This is a genomic window from Thalassotalea castellviae (genome assembly GCF_031846185.1).
Lineage (GTDB): Bacteria > Pseudomonadota > Gammaproteobacteria > Enterobacterales > Alteromonadaceae > Thalassotalea_H > Thalassotalea_H castellviae.
The window spans coordinates 18,340-35,784 of sequence record NZ_JAVRIF010000004.1 but is presented as its reverse complement, the minus strand read 5'-3'; the positions used below and the strand labels follow the sequence as shown (position 1 = coordinate 35,784).

Sequence of the window (17,445 nt, the reverse complement as noted above, 5' to 3'; positions counted from 1 at the left end):
AGCGAGTTTGATGTGCGTCAAGTTTAGCGTTGATTTTCTGCGACATAATGTCGCACTTTCTCATGTTCCCTTTGTTTTCAGATTTATTTACTTACAAAATAGCCCCAATTAAAACAGCTAAGTGATTTATCGATGAAATATCCCAGACAATTTTTCCGTATTAAAGCAAGCGTATGTGCAGTCAAAGCGGTATTGCTTTCCTCTACAATTATTTCTAGCCAAGCTTGGGCTGATGCGCCTAATGTTATCGAAAAAGAAAAGCTAAAAAATATCGAAGTGATCACCATTACCAATCAACGTCATCATATTGGGTTAGAGAATAATGAAAGTTATGCTCAAGGTAAAACTACAGAGCCTGATTTAGCGAATTGGTTAACATCTGTACCGGGAGCCAATGTAAATACCAATGGACCGGTTACGGGAATTGCTCAATATCGAGGGCTTTATGGAGATAGATTATCCGCCACTTTAAATGGTCATACGATAATTGGTGCAGGTCCAAATGCCATGGATACTCCCTTAAGTTATTCAACGCCATTAATTGTCGATGCTATGACAATCTATCGCGGGATCGCACCGGTTTCCGCGGGGATCAATACATTAGGTGGTGCAATCGACATTAAAATGCGCAAGGCAGAAAGTAATAATAGTGACGATTGGCAATCAACTGGTGATATTCAATCCGGTATTCGAAGTAATAATAACGCGGGTACTTTATCGTCTGTCGTCAATCTCGCTAAAGGAGATTTAGCTGGTTTGTTTTATGGAAATTGGCAAGCGGGCGATAGTATGGAAAGTGGAGGTGGAGATACAATTTCACCTAGCGATTTTGAAAAGCGTCAATTTGGTACAGATCTTCGTTATTTTGGTCACGCAAGTGAAACGGGTTTTAGTTATCACTATACCGACACGCAAGATTCTGGCACGCCGGCATTGCCTATGGATATTGAATATATTTTTAGTCATCGCGTTAATTTCGATGGCCACTTTATGCTAGGTAATTGGCAAGCGAATTGGTTATTAGGTTACCTAGATGCGGATCATGGTATGACAAACTTTTTGATGCGAACCAATGATGACCCCACAAAATATCGACGTAATAACGCCAGTGCCACAACAACCGATTTTAAATTATCGCTGGAGCAATCGTTTTCTTATGGTGATTTACGTATCGGTGTAGATGGATACTTAGCTGAGCATGATTCTGTGATCACTAACCCAAATAATATGATGTTTGAAGTGGTTAACTTTAACGGTGTTGAAGACAATCGTTTTGGCGCTTTTGTTGAATGGCAACAACAGTTTGATAATACACAAGTTCAATTAGGCTTACGTTATAAACGAGCACAAGCAAATGCTGACAAAGTATCAACGTCTATGGCAATGATGCAGATGCCAAGCGACATGGATATGGGCATGGATGAAAACATGGACATGAATAGCTCCATGGATATGGATGACACTATGCCAATGCCGACAATGTCAGAACTTGCGATTGATTTACGCGATGGATTTAATCAAGCCGATAGGAGTGTTACTGACAATAATTTCGACATTGCTTTAAGCATCGATACCCAATTAAATGAGCTGTTGTCGATGTACATTGGCTTAGGGTTAAAAAATAGGGCACCTTCTTATCAAGAACGATACTTATGGACACCCATGGAAGCGACGGGCGGATTAGCCGATGGAAATACCTATATTGGTAATATCAACCTTAAATCGGAAACAGCGCAACAATTAGATTTGGGGTTAACCTATCAATCAAATAATGTTCGCTTTGCCCCGCATATTTTCTATCAAAAAATTGATGATTATATTCAAGGTACGCCCTTAGGGATGGATGAAATGTCGGCAAGTATGATGGCGAACATGATGTCTGGTGATGATAACCCATTACAGTTTAATAATGTCGATGCGAAATTATACGGTGTAGATCTAGACGGATACGTTCAAGTGAATGAACATTTGCGTTTATCGACTATTGTTAGCTTTGTCAGAGGCGAGCGCCGTGATATTCATGATAACTTATATCGCATTGCGCCGTTAAATGGCCAAGTTAATGCGAGTTACTCAAGTGATGAATGGTCAACGAATCTTGCCATTGTATTTGCAGCTTCCACTGATAAGGTTGCTGTGACTAATAATGAACAAGAGAGCGCAGGCTATGGCGTGATCAATGTTGATTTTCAATATTATCTAAACAATCAAGTGACCTTACGCGCAGGTGTCGATAATATTTTTGATAATGAATATCGAAACCATTTAGGCGGATACAACCGTGTCAAAGGTAGTGATATTACTGTAATGAATCGTTTACCTGCCGAAGGCATGAGTGCTTGGGCTGAAGTAAGCTATAACTTTTAAACACTCCACTCTTTGTGTTTTAATGCTTGTAGCTTAGCTGTTACAAGCATTTTTTTATTTCTACTTTTGAAATGATTCACTAACAACCCTGATATACATCAAGGTAAATACCTTCTTTTATTGCTCAAAATTTCATATTAGAGTAACATTAATGATAATCATTGTTATTAACATATAAGGCTGTCATGACGCTTTCACAGTTAGCGCGGACTCAACGTGCTGTCATTCGTAAACTTCCTGAAAATTTCGACTTAACGACTAAGTTGATTGAACAAGGCTTTGCGCTTAAAACGGAAGTGACACTTGCTCATAAAGCTCCTTTTAATGGCCCAATTGCCTTCAACCTTCACGGTACCAAAATTTGTATTGCCCCTAGTGTTGCACAACAAATAGGAATCGAAATCGTCTAATGTCTGATCATTTACATATTGCGTTAGTCGGCTTTGCGAATTCTGGTAAAAGTACGTTTTTTAATGCCTTAAGTGGTGCAAAACAAAAAACAGGCAATTGGTCGGGAGTAACCGTTGCTATCAAACAACAGACCTTTTTATTTAATAATCAAGCAACCTTGTTAACTGATTTACCGGGTATTAGTTCCTTATCAGCACGTACTCATCAAGGAAAAGATTTATCTATCACGCAAGATTTTCTCAAAGCAGAAAAAATTGACTGTTTAATTAATATTGTTGATGCGACGCAATTGAAGCGACAGTTGTACCTGACAACTCAATTGTTGGAGTTAGGTTTACCTGTCTTAGTGGTGCTAAATAAAACCGATAGAAAAGAAGCGGAGAATGTTGATACAAAGTTAATGTCAAAAGAGCTTGGTTGTCCGGTGATTATTGGTAATAGCTTAAAACGTAACATGACTGAAAAAGTTGCCGACGCTTTGCAATCTATGCCAGCTAAAACCACGCAAATACAGGCACTGAACTTACCCGAAAACGTTATTTCTTCTCAAAAAGCAGACGATGTTCATTTACACCAGTTAGAACAAGGTGATTGTAATTCTGAAGGCTGTAAGGCAAAAAATGATAACGCGATCGCCATTATGCAAGCACGTTATGAATTTATTCAACAGCTGTTATCACACGTACAAATCGATGAGATGAATAAAACACAATTAAGCGATAAACTCGATCATATTATTTTGCACCCTTGGCTAGGTGTGCCCGTATTTCTTGGCATGATGTACTTACTGTTTATGTTTGCCATTAATGTCGGTAGTGCCTTTATCGACTTTTTTGATATTTTAGCCGGCGCAATATTTGTTGATTATCCACAACAATTTTTAACGGGACTTGGTACTCCGCAGTGGTTACTTACGCTTATTGAAGGCGCAGGATTAGGCTTGCAAACTGTGGCTACTTTTATTCCTGTTATTGCCTGTTTATTTATTGGCTTATCGATATTAGAGAGTAGTGGTTATTTAGCGCGTGCTGCGTTTGTTGTTGACTCTGCCATGCAACGTATAGGTTTGCCTGGTAAAGCGTTTGTACCATTGATTGTCGGGTTTGGTTGTACAGTGCCTGCGGTTATGTCGGCGCGTATTCTCGATAGCGAACGAGAACGCATTACTACCATTATGATGTCTCCTTTTATGTCATGTGGTGCAAGGCTGCCAGTATATGCGCTTTTTGCCGCCGCTTTTTTTCCTGACTCTGGCCAAAACTTAGTCTTTCTACTTTATTTAATTGGCATTGCAGCGGCTTTATTTACCGGACTTTTATTAAAACATACGGTATTAATGGGGGCCAATTCCGTAAATATTATGGAACTACCTTTATATGAAATGCCTAAGCTTTCTTATTTAATTCAACGAGTAACACAACGTACACGTTCTTTTATCCTTGGCGCGGGTAAAACAATCGTCATTGTTGTTTGTGTTTTAAACTTTTTTAACTCGTTGGGCACCGATGGAGAATTTGGTCATCATGATTCTCAAGACTCCTTGCTAAGTCAAAGTGCGCAAGTTGTGACGCCACTTTTAGCTCCGATGGGGATTAAAGAAGACAACTGGCAAGCGAGTGTGGGTATAATCACCGGCATTTTTGCAAAAGAGGCGTTGGTAGCAACATTTAATAGTTTATATGCAGTTCCGTCACAGGAAGAGGAAGCTGTTGCTTCATTTAAAGACTTATGGACAGAAGCGATAGATTCCATCAAAGAAAACTTGTTAGGAATTGAAGCTGATGATCCACTAGGTACCGATATTGGCGATGTTTCAACGATTGAAATAGCCGCAGAAGAACAGGGTGTAGATGAAACGACTTTTACTGTCATGCAAGCAGCATTTGTTGGCAAAATTGGTGCGTTTAGTTACTTGCTGTTTATTCTTCTTTATACGCCATGTGCCGCGGCGATGGGCGCGATCAAAAGTGAAGTGGGCACCCGCTGGGCTAGTTTTGCTGCATTATGGAGTTTCACCTTAGCTTATTTAGTGGCGACTTTTGTGTATCAGCTTGCTACTTTTACTGAATCTCCTTTTGCTGCAGGTATTATATTACTTATCGTTATCAGTGTCTTTGTTGCGATTTATCTATGGCTAAAACGCTTCGGAAAAAATATTTTAACGATACCGACACAAGTGTCATATCACTAACGATAGATAAAGCGTATTTAATTTTTACCGACATTAAGCAGGATATATTCCTGCTTTTTTGTAGTTGAATTTTTACTTGTGTGCACGATAAATAATCATTATTTTAGCGATAGTGAAAAATTTATTTATGTGGAGTGTTTATGGAAGAGCAACTAGCAGAAAAATATTTATTATCTAAACCTGAAGCATCGCTCTATTACCCTTTTGGTGATGACGTAAAAGTATTTCGTGTAAAAACTAAGATGTTTGCGACATTAGCACTTGGAAAAGGATCGGAAAAAGATACTGATGGCAAAATGGCAGGGCATTATTGTATTAACTTAAAATGCGATCCTGAAGAAGCCGAAATGCTTCGTGATATTTTTCCTTCGGTTATCCCCGGTTATCATATGAATAAAGCGCAATGGAATACGGTGATTCTAGATGGTTCTATTCCTCAAGGCGAAATAGAGCGGATGATTGATAATTCTTATATGTTAGTGGTCAGTAAAATGACCAAGAAAGATCAGCAGTCAATTTTGTTACATTTGTGATGTTTTAATACACTCAAAAAAGGCATTTGCGATGTAAGGAAAACGTCGGCTAGGAGCCAAAAGCAGAAGTAGAGAAATCATCAATCCCGTTTAGATCATGTCTGAGCTACTACAGGTAACGCCCTCAGAAGGCGCGCTGTCTTTTGGCGTCGCCCTTGCTGATATAATCATATAACTTAAAGTTTAGGTCTTAAATTCTCAATCACTTGAGTATCCACCCAATATCTTTTTCCTATATATTTGCGGGTTCCATCTTCTTTTACTTTCCATTCTCCTCTAGTAAAAAATAGATATTTTCCATCATGTGTCAGTTGTGGAGCGCCTTCAGACATTTCAGTGTTTATTTTTGAGCCCATATTGATTGCGGGTAACCAAGAGCCATCTTCCTGTTTAAAGCTGATATACATGTCTGAATCCCCATACCCATCCTCTCGATTCATATACCAGATTAAATAGGATTCATCTGGGGAAATAAGAGAGCCACCTACATATTTTGCTGAATTAATTCCAACATTGATTTTTACTGAAGGGGTGTATTTTCCATTTATAAGGCGAGAATAATGGATAGTGCCATTTTCAATATGTTCTCCCTTTTTATAAACCGTAATATAATAAGTTCCGTTGGACGAAACCGACATCCCATGCGCCATTTTATTTATGAACTCTCCTGGGCTTTTGGGTTCCGACCAACCAGCATCAGTTCGTTCCCTATACTTCTTTCCGATATACATAACATTACCGTCAGTGGAGAATTGTGGCCACCTTATATCGGTCTCAGATTCCTGTCCCCAAGTATTGTTTTCGTATCGAATAACAAAAAATGCGCGCTTTTTATATTTGCCATGTTTCCTAGTGAAGTAGAATTCCTTCATATCTGGCGTAAACGAACCATGGTCAAACCTTCCATCTGGAGAGACTATTTTTGGATCAAAAAGCTTAGGTATTAAGCCGGGTGGTTTTTCGCCAAAATAGCGACTTTCTAATGCAGGAGTTTTGTCTTTACTATAACTTTTGCAGCTTATAATCAAAAATAAAAGAAACAAAGGGATTGAAGACTGGACAAATTTCATAATTGATTCCTTATTTAGCAAAAACAGGTAAAACAACATTTGAAATCTGAGCCATAAGCTTTTCTTCTCTGGTATGTCCTGTGAGCACAATAGTTAGCTCAAGCTCATCAATCACAATAACGCGTTGATCACCACCGCCCCAGGCAAAGGTGGCATTGTAGGATTGGTCACCCGACGTAAGCGTGGATTGATACCAAAAATAGCCGTAGCGATAGTTTTCAGGCATCCAATCTTGAGTCGGTTTAACAATACCTGTGGTGGCCTTAGCAAGATAGGTTTTTGATATAAGCTGTTCGCCGTTCCATTTGCCATCGTTGAGAACCACACTACCCAGCTTGAGCATATCCCTAGATGTCATGCTCACCATCCAACCAGCTTGTGGCAGACCACTAACATGTGTGTACCAGCTATAATTAGTAATGCCTAATTTATCGAGGATTTCTTTTTCTATGAAATCCTTAGCAGTTCCCGGCACAACCGCGTCAATAACTGTCATCACCAACATTGGATTGTGGTTACCATAATTATATATCTGAGACTCTTCAGTAATTGGCGCTGTGTTCTCAAGAAGTGTCTGAACCAGGCCTTGACCTTGGAGTGGTTCAGGATTTTTCTTTAGTTCTTCCCACTTGTCATTATTGACGCGAAGACCACCATGCATGGTGAGTGCTTTATGAAGAGTGATTTTTTCTGCGCCTGCCACAAGCTTTGTGCTATCGATACCTTTTAAGAAACTAATGAGCGGCTTGTCAAGATCGGCCATAGTCAGATAACCCATCTGAATAGCACGCCCCAATGCTAAGCTGGTATAGGCTTTAACGGCTGAAGCTTGTGGGTGCGCTAAGTTGATACGGCCGCGCAGATAATAAGATTCAAATAAGAGCTTCCCCTTGTGGGCGATTAGTAGACTGTCGTACTTACCGTATTTACTTTCGGCTATTTCTTGAGCTAGCTTAACAATCTTAACTATATTACGACCATTATCGCCTAATTTGCCCACGAGGATACCGTCTTTCCTGTCAGTTGGTGCTGTATCGATATAAGCTTCTTTGAGTGGAGAAATATCTCTGAATGAAAGCGTGGTTTCGGCGGTTGTAGCTTCCGGCGCTATGCGCTCAATTTCTTTCGCGTCATATTTATTTTGTGCGGTTACTAAGCTGCAAAAACCGCTTAATAACACAACGATAAATAAATTTTTAAATTTTAACTTGATCATTGCTATCCCTTTTACTCATAAAATGGTTATCTTTGATAATCAAAGTAATGTTTATTAAAGAATTAATGGTAATAACTCACTTTGTTTTTACCGCTTAATTACCTAGTATGGATAGTTTATGAATCGATTTAACAATAAAACAGACAAGCTATGTAAAAATATAAGGCAAGAAGTTTTACAAAAGTTTACATTCAGTATTATGTAAACTCTTGTATATTTGAAAAAAACTACACATCGCTGTTAACTGTCATTTCAAATAAATGGGCATAAATTTGAGTACTAAACCTAGACTTCTTATCGTAGAGGACGAACCTATTATTTTAATGGGACTCACCGATTTATTTGTATTTCATGGCTATGAAGTTGAAAGTGAAAGTGATGGAAAAAAAGGGTTAGCTAAAGGGTTAGATGGACAATATGCCTGCATTATTTTGGATGTTATGTTGCCTTCTATGAATGGTTTTGAGATCTGTAATGTACTGAGACAACATTCACGTAGTCAGCCCATTATCATGTTGACTGCAAAAAATACTGAACAAGACATCATTAACGGCCTAACACTTGGCGCTGACGATTATGTAGCAAAACCATTTTCAACATCAGAACTAGTATTACGCGTGAATTCTTTAGTTAGACGTTCAGGTTGGACGGGAACAAATAAAACGTTGCAATTAAGTAATGATGTTTCTATTTGCACGCAATCGTTAACAGGGTCTTCTTACAACCTTGAAACAAAATACACTCGCCGCGAAGTGGAAATTTTAATTTATCTGCTTAGTCAGAGTAAGCCCGTTTCTCGTAAAGAGTTGCTCAAGAAGGTATGGGACTATAAAAACACCAGCGATTTAGATACAAGAACAGTGGATATACATATCGCAAAAATTCGCAAAAAAATTGAAATTGATCCTAAATCCCCAAAACACTTAGTCACTCACCGTGGCGAAGGCTATCAGCTTTTTGTGATTTAGTGAGTTGTTCCATATGATGAGTATTTAACATGCGAACTTCAGAAAAACCTTTACTCAATTACTCTCAGCGTTTGCGTCGATTTCGCTATTTGGCCATAGCTTTTTTGTTATTTTTATTGATCCCGCTAGGAACGATTTTATACTTTGGGTTTCAACAGATCGAAAATAACCTACTGCTTGAATATAAGCGTAAAGCGAATAAATTAGAGCTAATAGTAGATGGAAGTTTGACTGAAAGAAGATTGATATCCAATACGCTACCAGTGGATGCATTTGATTACTATCGACAAGTATATAACCCATATACAACAAAGTCACAACAGGTAATATCGCCACTCTCGCGATTAGAATACGAACAACCAAGCGATAAATGGTTAGTTGGCTATTTTCAATATTGTAACAAAGGACATTTTAACAGTCCTATTTGGCTCGATTCTTTACATACTAATAGTTTATCTAAAATAGAGGCCGATAATGCCAATCTACTCGCGTCAGATAAAACGTTAAACCCTGAATTGCAGCTACGTAAAAACACAGCAACTAAAATCGAACAGCTTTTGTTGCAGTCAAGTTCAATACAGCAAACCATCACGAAATTAAGCCAACAAGACTTCTCTGCAAAAGACGAGTTCTTTAGTGTTTTCTTTGATGTACCTGACTATTTTATTTTCTATCGTGTTGTAACCGTAGCCGAACAATACTGGTTGCAAGGATATATAGTAAAGCGCAACCCTTACCTGTCGCAATTAGTGATAGATACCCTTAAAAAAATGCACTTCGATAGTTCGATATTAGTTGAGTTAAAAGATGAAAAAAATACTGCCCCTTCAGAATATTTTTTTTATGAAAACGTAGCTGACGGCCAAGTTAAGGTGAGCATACTGCCAAAATTAGATAAACGATTTCAACAACAATCGATTTACAAGTATAACCATTTCCCGCCCTTTAATAGTTATTCATTAACTCTCTCAACCAACGCTTTACCAATGACATCAGCTATGATGTATAGCAGCATTTTTATTATTGTTTTAATTATTGCGATATTATCCGCATGTTATGGATTTTATCGTCTTGGAATTAAGCAACTGGCACTAGGGGAGCAACGGCTTAATTTTGTTTCTTCAGTTAGCCACGAGCTAAAAACACCATTAACGTCAATTCGTATGTATTCTCAAATGCTCAAAGAGGGTACCGTAATCTCTGAAGATCATCAGAAAAATTATTTTGATTTTATTTATGGCGAAAGTGAGCGCCTTACACGATTGATAAATAATATATTGCAGTTGTCTACGCTTAGCCAACAGCAGCAAAACGTACAGCCAGAATATACGTCACTGATGCTTCTCGTGGATATTATTCGCTCTAAAACCTCATCGATTATCGAAAAACATGGTTTTCAACAAAATATTCTATTGGATATAGCTAATGCCGAGCGTGTGTTGGTTTTCGTAGAACAGGACGCTTTTTCTCAGGTCGTTATTAATATTACTGACAATGCCATTAAGTATTTCAATCGAAAAAAGATCGATGATTCGGCTAGGCAAAAAATTGATTTTATATTTCGTAATCACCCAAGAAATAAGCATCGGATTTTGCTAGAGATACGAGATTATGGTGAGGGCATAACTCAAAAGCAGGAAAAGAAAATTTTTGAGCTTTTCTACCGTGGTGGCAATGAATTAACTCGGTCTACACAAGGAACAGGAATAGGGTTGGCCTTAGTTAAAGATCTCGTATCAGCCCAGCAAGGACAAATTAAAGTAGCAAGAAAAAAAACTGGTTTAGCAATGCTACTTTCATTTCAATGTAAATTAATGGATTCACACATCAAAAAATAAAAGAAAACAGCTTATTATGGAGGTTTATCAGCAATACGAGAAAATAAATTCATTAGAAAATATATTGCAAAAATTTAAAAGCTAACGTCTTCAATGCGAACACTGTGATCGATAGGGTCACAAACCAGCAGGTCTCCTTCGTCGGAAAATTTGTCGTTAAAGAAGCAATTCTAAAGTGAGCAAAGAATATAACTTTTCATTCCAGTGATTTCAGTAGCGCTAATGCTAAAAGCACAATGGAATACCGTGATTCTAGATGGTTCTATTCCTCAAGGTGAAATAGAGCGGATGATTGATAATTCTTATAAGTTGGTGGTCAGTAAAATGACCAAGAAAGAACAGCAGTCAATTTTGGTACATTTGTAAATTTTCATAGGCCGTAAATACAACTTAACATTTACGAAAAGTATTTAACTAAAAGCTATTTTGTTGAAAATAGCCTTAAGTTTATGTGCTGGGCGAAGGTTCGACTATTGCTAAGGGTAAGCCCAGCGTCTTGCTATTCTCACTGACTACTTCGAGTAATGTGTTTTGCAGATGGATTAAAAAATTATGGGTTCGTTCCCATTGATAAAAGAGCTTTTTAAATGACAAATCTTTACAGACCTCTGCAAGCGGAGCAACGACCATAGCGTTACGGACATCAACACCATTGAGTGATTTTGCGGGGTCATTGAGCCAATAGAATCCAACAAGCGGATGTTTGTCTACATCAAGGATACCTGTTTTCGAGAGAATAAAGCTCGACGTTTCTGTAATATTTTCTATCGTTACCGCATATTCACGTATTATTGATCTTTGCATTGATGTTTGACGCGCCAATAGTCGCTCATCTGAAACCAGTGATTTCAACGCTGTTGATATGGGGGTAATTGCATATGCTGATCTTATTGCGTTTAAGCCTAGTTCAAGTTTAGCTTTCGCATTTTCATCTGTACTGCAAGTTTCAAGTATAGATATTGCCGCTTGTACAGTAGATAAACGCTGATGTACCTCAACTGCTTGTTCTTCAGAGATTCGAATCATCTCACGACTCTCTTCCGCGAGTCGATGCATAGTTTCTTGATAATAGACGGTATCGTTTCTAACAGTATTCCAGTTACTTACCTGAATACCAATCACGACACCCACGACAACAATACAAAAATCGATGCCAACGGCAAACCAGTTTTGATCTTTAACGTGCGTAAGAACGCGTCTGAATAACAAGGTAACTCCCTCCTTAGAGAATCGATGTGTGAGGACTAGTAAAATGGCAGGTGCAATCGCAATGGAGTTAACTTTCCACCTGCATGAGTTCAGTCTAACAAATATAGTTGATCACTACTTAACTGCAAAGGAAAAGTTAAGTGCTTCATAGGCTTAATTAAATACAGCACAATAAACACGATCATTTCGAGGGTTTAATTTCTTTTGGCACATTCTGTTAAAGAGATATTGAGCGAGCGGTCAATACCTCATTTAATTTAGTGGTCAGTAAAATAATCAGACTGATATAAATCTAGCTGAGTGAGTTTTATGTATTCAGCACTATGGCTTAATTTTGTTGCTTAGACATATCTTTACCCAGTAAAATATCTATCGTTTTATATGAACTCCCTTCATAAAATCCTAATTCGTATTCAAAATCTTTTGGATTTTTAAACGTACCAAAAATTATATCGAATATAGGTAAATCTGAATAATTGAAAGCATGCACGCCTTTTTTATGGTGTATAGAATGACTTTCTGGGCGCTGAATTATGTAACCAAGCCATTGAGGTGTTTTAATATTTGAATGTTGAAAAATGACTAAAAACATATTTATATATAAAAACCAAGTGACTGCTTCAGGTGATAAGCCGACAAAAACACTGAGTGTTAAACTACCAATAAAAGTAAAACCTATCATGTCTAAAGGACTAAAGTAGAAAGTCCCAAAGGTATCTAATCTTTCGGCACTGTGGTGCATTTGATGAAAGGTTCGCCATAAAAAGTTGTTACGATGCATTGTTCGGTGCCAACAATAAATGAGTAATTCAAACACTATTAATGCTACAAAAGTACTGACTATTGAGTTTACCGTAGTTAAGTCAACTAATTGATAAGGGAGTAAATATTTGTCCCACATTAATGGTAAATAGCTCGATAGATAAAAATAGACGATGAAGAAGAAGGTGCATTTAATAAACCAACCTTCTATTTTTTTAAGGGGAGTACTCGGCTGAATAAATTCAATAACAATAAATGTAGCGTAAATTGCTAATAAAATAAGCGATATGGGATCCAATAAAATTTCAAGTGGCGTTGGCATATCAATTTCCTTAATCAGGTTTAAATCAGTCATTAAAGTATGCCAAGCGCTTATGTTTGCAACATGATAACTAGGTAACGATTAGCTAACGAATCAGTAATATTTATTGACTAATAAAGTGCTTTGTTCATTATTAATGTACAAAAACAAGGAATTAATAGTGCTCTACCAAATAAATAACAGAGAAGTTGATATTGATCTCTACCAGATCAGATATGACGAGAAGGTGGTAGCGGTTGAACCCAAAGTATTTGATCTAATCGTGTACTTTATAAACCATCGTGACCGTGTTATTTCACGTGCAGAATTATTTGAGCAAGTATGGGAAGGGAGAACAGTATCAGATACATCTCTCAGTAATCATATAAAAAGTGCGCGTAAGGTGTTAGGTGATAATGGTGAATTGCAGTGTGTCATTAAAACAGTCAGGTCGCGCGGCTATCAATTCATTGCTGAAGTTCAGTGTGTGACGTCAAATGAAAAATTTTTAGAACACTCCGAAAAAAATCTCAGTGATGGTGATCACAATCTTCATTCACAACCATTAGATAGTTCACAAGAAAATACGCTTGGGCAACCTATTCAAGGCAGAGGAAAAGCATTTTTTTTCGTCGTCTTTATTTTTTTATTATTTGTAACCTATAAATGGACAAATACTTCAAATGAAGAAAAGGGTGAAAAAGGATATTTATTAGTTGTTCCATTTTCTATCGCGAGTAATCATTCAGAAAACTGGCGAGCACTTTCAGATCAAATGACCCGAGAAATCATACAGAATTTACGTAAAATATCTGAATTAAATGTTGTTCCTCCACCCTCATCTTTTACCTTTAAGTCCAATAAAGTTAGATCGCATATTAAAACGCAACTTCCTAATGTTGACTATGTTTTAGATGGTGTATTAAGTGAAAGTAAAAGTGGTGAGTTAAGACTTACTTTAGAGTTAGAAAACATCAAGTCAGGCGAATTGCTATGGGATGGCGATTTCGATATCCAAAAGAACAATCATAACTTATTTGATATTCAAAATAATATTGCTTCTTCTGTATCAGAATCACTCAAAGTGATCATGCTTGATAAAGAAAAATTTGTGCTGACTAAAGCGCCCACCTCAAATTTAAAAGCGTATGATTCATATGTTCAAGGACAATATCAATTATCCTTGATGACACATGACTCGGTATTACACGCGATAAAACTATTCAACCAAGCGATTGAGCTTGACGCTAAATTTGAAGCGGCATATATCGCTAAATCAGATGCGTATAGAGTGATTATGGTTTTGTTTGATAAGCCCAAAAACATTCTCCCTAAGGTTATTTCAGCAGCGCTTGACGTTTTAGCAATAAACCCAGACTCTGCTCAGGTGATGTCTCATCTTGGCATAGCTTATGTTCATTCGTGGCAATGGGAAAAAGCCTGGCAAATGTTGTCAATGGCAAAAAATAGAGATCCTTCTATTGCCCTGACTGAACTTGGCTTTACTTTATATTACGCGGCGATGGGCAATGTAGCAGGGGTTAAGCGTTCATTGAATAAGGCCAGTGACTTAGATCCACTTAATCAAGAAATAGCGGAATGGGGGATGTGGGCATTAATGATGAATAATGAAATCGATGCAGCAATAAAATGGGGAGAAGAGAAACAGCAACAACATCCAAACAACCCATACCCATTATTAAGTTTGTCTGTCGCTAAATACATAAAAGGCAATTTTACCGAAAGTATAAATTTAGCTGAACAAGGTGTTGCGTTGAGTCAAAGAGAGGCGTTTCCACTTATCTTGTTAGCTCAGTCTTATGCACGGGCAGGTCAAAAAAATAAGGCGAGAGCATTAATGACAGAAGCTCAAACAAAAGCACAATATGTCTGTCCCTACGAAACGGCAATTACCAATATATTACTTGATGATACTGACGATATATTTCCATTGTTAGAAAAGGCCATTGATTATCAATCTAATTGTTTGATTTTTAGTAAAAATGATCCAAGACTGCATTTGATACGAAGGGATATCAGGTTTACCGAGATACTGAAAACAATTGGATTAGATGATGAGGCAATGGCTGAATATTCTCGATAAAATGATTTAGCAATACAGGCTAGCCTAAAAGCGATTAAATTTTGACGCGTAACCTAATCACTAAGGTTTAGATTTACATAAAAAATGAATGCGTTTTAATGGCTTAGCTTATCAGGCGATATGGTACTAGGTGAAGTTGAAACAATTCCATTGCAAGTATCATTAAAAAACGATTCATTTAATGGTCGGTATTCAAACTAACATATCCGCAAACGAGAACAGGTCATTTGTCAGTTATTCACAGTGAAGCTTTTAAGGTTAAGCCTTAAGCAAAGTATATGATTATGATTAATTTTTTCGATTAAACCACATATTTTCAAGATAGAAATACTGCTACAGAGGTGTCTTCTTCGCTTGTCTTGTATACAATTATTGATATTCATTATTTGAGTGTGAGATAACTCAAATTCACTTTTTAAAGGTTTACTATGTATTTATTATCCCGTTTTATATTGCTTATCGCTTTATTAAGCTCATCGATTGCGGTTTACGCAAATGAGCTATTTACAGCTGAAGATATCTTTTCATTGGAGTATGCAAGTGATCCACAAATATCACCAGATGGTAGTCAAATTGTCTATATTCGAAACTCTAATGACATCATGACCGACGGTAAAAATACCAACTTATGGTTAATTGATGTGAAATCACAACAGCAGATCCCGCTGTTTTCTGATGATAAAAAATACTCACAACCACGTTGGTCTGCTGATGGAAAAAAAATTGCTTTTATCAGCAATAGAACAGGTAGTCACCAGATCCATGTTCATTATCTAGAAGAAAATAAAACCGCTTTGGTGAGCCAATTACAAACAAAAGTTTCAAATTTGACGTGGTCGCCAAATGGTCAATGGTTAGCATTTACTCAGAAAGTAAAAGCAGCGCCTACAGTTATCGCTAAAATGCCGAAAAAACCTAAGGGTGCAAAGTGGAATAAACCTGTTGTCGTGATTGATAAAGCATATTATCAAGCCGATGGTAGTGGCTTAATTAAGCCAGGTTATCAGCAAATATTTGTTCTTCCAAGTGAAGGAGGCACACCACGTCAAATTACTCATGATAGTTTTAATCATCGAGGCACATTAGCGTGGAGTAAAGATAATCGGTCTATTGTTTTTTCGGCGAATAGATTGGCAGACTGGGAATATAAACGATTAGAAGGGAACTTATATCAAGTAGACGTGGCTAGTGGTGAGTTAGTTGAACTTACTTCGTCTCCAGGCAAAGAGTACAACCCTGTTTTTTCTGAAAATGGTAAAAAATTAGCGTTTTTATCTGGTTCAAATGCGTTAAATCCTTATCGTAATGCCAAACTGAAAATTATGGATTGGAAGTCGAAAAAGGTTTCTGCCATCACTCAAGATTTTGACCGCTCAGTACGTGATCAACAGTGGTTGTCTAATTCTCGTTTAGCCTTTAGTTATGATGATTTTGGTAAACGTAAGCTAGCGACTATTAATCTCAAAGGTAAAATTGAAGATTTAACTGACACGCTTTCTGGTACGACAATGGGGCGTCCATACATTAGCGGTAGTTTTACTGCTTCGACAAGTGGGAAAATGGCCTATACCTACGGAAACACCACCAGCCCTGCTGATGTTGCTGTGATCACAACGTCAAAAAAATCATCCGTTTTAACGTCATTAAATGCTGATCTACTCGCACACAAAACCTTAGGTCAAGTACATGAAATAAACTATAAATCATCATTTGATGGTGAAAGCATTCAAGGTTGGTACATTACACCACCAAACTTTGATCCAAAGAAAAAGTATCCACTAATTCTAGAAATTCATGGTGGTCCACATTTAGCGTATGGCCCTAACTTTACCGCAGAATTACAGCGTTTTGCTGCGCAAGGATATGTCGTCTTTTATAATAACCATCGTGGTAGTAGTTCTTACGGTGAACGTTTTGCGATGCTATTAAAATATAAATACAGCTCGACAGAAGACTTTGCCGATCATGATTCTGGTGTGAATGCGATGATTGATTTAGGTTTTATTGATGAAAACAATTTATTTATCGCCGGTGGCTCTGCTGGCGGAATAGCCACCGCTTATGCCATTGGCTTAACGGATCGTTTCTCCGCGGCAGTTGTTGCCAAACCGGTAATTAATTGGCTAAGTAAAGTCTTAACCGCAGATAGCGGTTTAGGGCAAATACCCACTCAATTTCCTGGTATGCCTTGGGATCACGTAGAGCATTATTGGAAACGTTCACCTATGTCATTAGTAGGAAATGTAACAACACCTACCATGTTAATTACAGGTGAAAAAGATCTGCGTACGCCAATGGCGCAAACAGAACAATTTTATCAAGCGTTAAAGTTAAGAAAAATTGATACTGTTTTAGTTAAAGTGCCTGAGTCTTATCATGGTATTGCAGCAAGGCCATCACGGATGATCACTAAAATAGAGCACACATTGGCATGGTTTGAAAAATATCGAACAAGTGAAGAGTAAAATTATCACG

Annotated in this window: 12 protein-coding genes and 1 pseudogene; 9 read left to right on the top strand and 4 right to left on the bottom strand. The window is 37.5% G+C overall.

What is annotated here, in order from left to right:
* Positions 1 to 132: 132 nt before the first annotated feature.
* The 4 genes from RM573_RS08955 (at position 133) to RM573_RS08940 (ending at position 5,502) form a co-directional block, all read left to right on the top strand.
* Positions 133 to 2,367 carry a TonB-dependent receptor gene (locus RM573_RS08955; RefSeq protein ID WP_311580477.1) on the top strand — a complete coding sequence of 745 codons (2,235 nt, stop codon included), beginning with the start codon at positions 133 to 135 and terminating at the stop codon, positions 2,365 to 2,367.
* Between the two features lie 185 nt (positions 2,368 to 2,552).
* Entirely contained in the window at positions 2,553 to 2,777 is a 225-nt protein-coding gene (locus tag RM573_RS08950; RefSeq protein ID WP_311580473.1) for a FeoA family protein, read from the top strand.
* On the top strand, positions 2,777 to 4,969 hold the full coding sequence (gene feoB, locus RM573_RS08945) for a ferrous iron transport protein B (protein WP_311580470.1): 2,193 nt from the start codon (positions 2,777 to 2,779) through the stop codon (positions 4,967 to 4,969). The genes RM573_RS08950 and feoB overlap by 1 nt, the downstream gene beginning before the upstream one ends.
* A 140-nt stretch (positions 4,970 to 5,109) precedes the next feature.
* Entirely contained in the window at positions 5,110 to 5,502 is a 393-nt protein-coding gene (locus RM573_RS08940) for an MmcQ/YjbR family DNA-binding protein (protein WP_311580467.1), read from the top strand.
* Between the two features lie 176 nt (positions 5,503 to 5,678).
* Here the strand turns inward: RM573_RS08940 and RM573_RS08935 are convergent, their stop codons facing one another.
* Together RM573_RS08935 and RM573_RS08930 are read right to left on the bottom strand one after the other, a co-directional pair.
* Positions 5,679 to 6,572, bottom strand: coding sequence for a hypothetical protein (locus tag RM573_RS08935; RefSeq protein WP_311580464.1), 894 nt, complete (start codon positions 6,570 to 6,572; stop codon positions 5,679 to 5,681).
* Positions 6,573 to 6,582: 10 nt separating this feature from the next.
* Positions 6,583 to 7,788: a serine hydrolase domain-containing protein gene (locus RM573_RS08930; RefSeq protein WP_311580461.1), complete on the bottom strand. Its 1,206-nt coding sequence runs from the start codon at positions 7,786 to 7,788 to the stop codon at positions 6,583 to 6,585.
* 272 nt (positions 7,789 to 8,060) lie between these two features.
* On the opposite strand from RM573_RS08930, the gene RM573_RS08925 reads away from it, so the two are divergent.
* From RM573_RS08925 to RM573_RS08915, 3 genes and pseudogenes are all read left to right on the top strand, one after another.
* Entirely contained in the window at positions 8,061 to 8,756 is a 696-nt protein-coding gene (locus tag RM573_RS08925) for a response regulator transcription factor (protein WP_311580458.1), read from the top strand.
* Between the two features lie 29 nt (positions 8,757 to 8,785).
* Positions 8,786 to 10,594, top strand: coding sequence for a sensor histidine kinase (locus RM573_RS08920; RefSeq protein ID WP_311580455.1), 1,809 nt, complete (start codon positions 8,786 to 8,788; stop codon positions 10,592 to 10,594).
* A gap of 228 nt (positions 10,595 to 10,822) precedes the next feature.
* A pseudogene (locus RM573_RS08915) lies at positions 10,823 to 10,960 on the top strand (MmcQ/YjbR family DNA-binding protein); the annotation flags it as partial.
* Between the two features lie 81 nt (positions 10,961 to 11,041).
* Here RM573_RS08915 and RM573_RS08910 read toward each other — a convergent pair.
* Complete coding sequence (locus tag RM573_RS08910; RefSeq protein WP_311580453.1) at positions 11,042 to 11,803, bottom strand: hypothetical protein; 762 nt, start codon at positions 11,801 to 11,803, stop codon at positions 11,042 to 11,044.
* 328 nt (positions 11,804 to 12,131) lie between these two features.
* On the bottom strand, positions 12,132 to 12,920 hold the full coding sequence (locus RM573_RS08905; RefSeq protein ID WP_311580450.1) for a sterol desaturase family protein: 789 nt from the start codon (positions 12,918 to 12,920) through the stop codon (positions 12,132 to 12,134).
* Positions 12,921 to 13,047: 127 nt separating this feature from the next.
* On the opposite strand from RM573_RS08905, the gene RM573_RS08900 reads away from it, so the two are divergent.
* Positions 13,048 to 14,970, top strand: a complete 1,923-nt coding sequence (locus RM573_RS08900) for a winged helix-turn-helix domain-containing protein (protein ID WP_311580447.1) — start codon at positions 13,048 to 13,050, stop codon at positions 14,968 to 14,970.
* Between the two features lie 428 nt (positions 14,971 to 15,398).
* Positions 15,399 to 17,435, top strand: coding sequence for an alpha/beta hydrolase family protein (locus tag RM573_RS08895; protein ID WP_311580444.1), 2,037 nt, complete (start codon positions 15,399 to 15,401; stop codon positions 17,433 to 17,435).
* Positions 17,436 to 17,445: the final 10 nt, after the last annotated feature.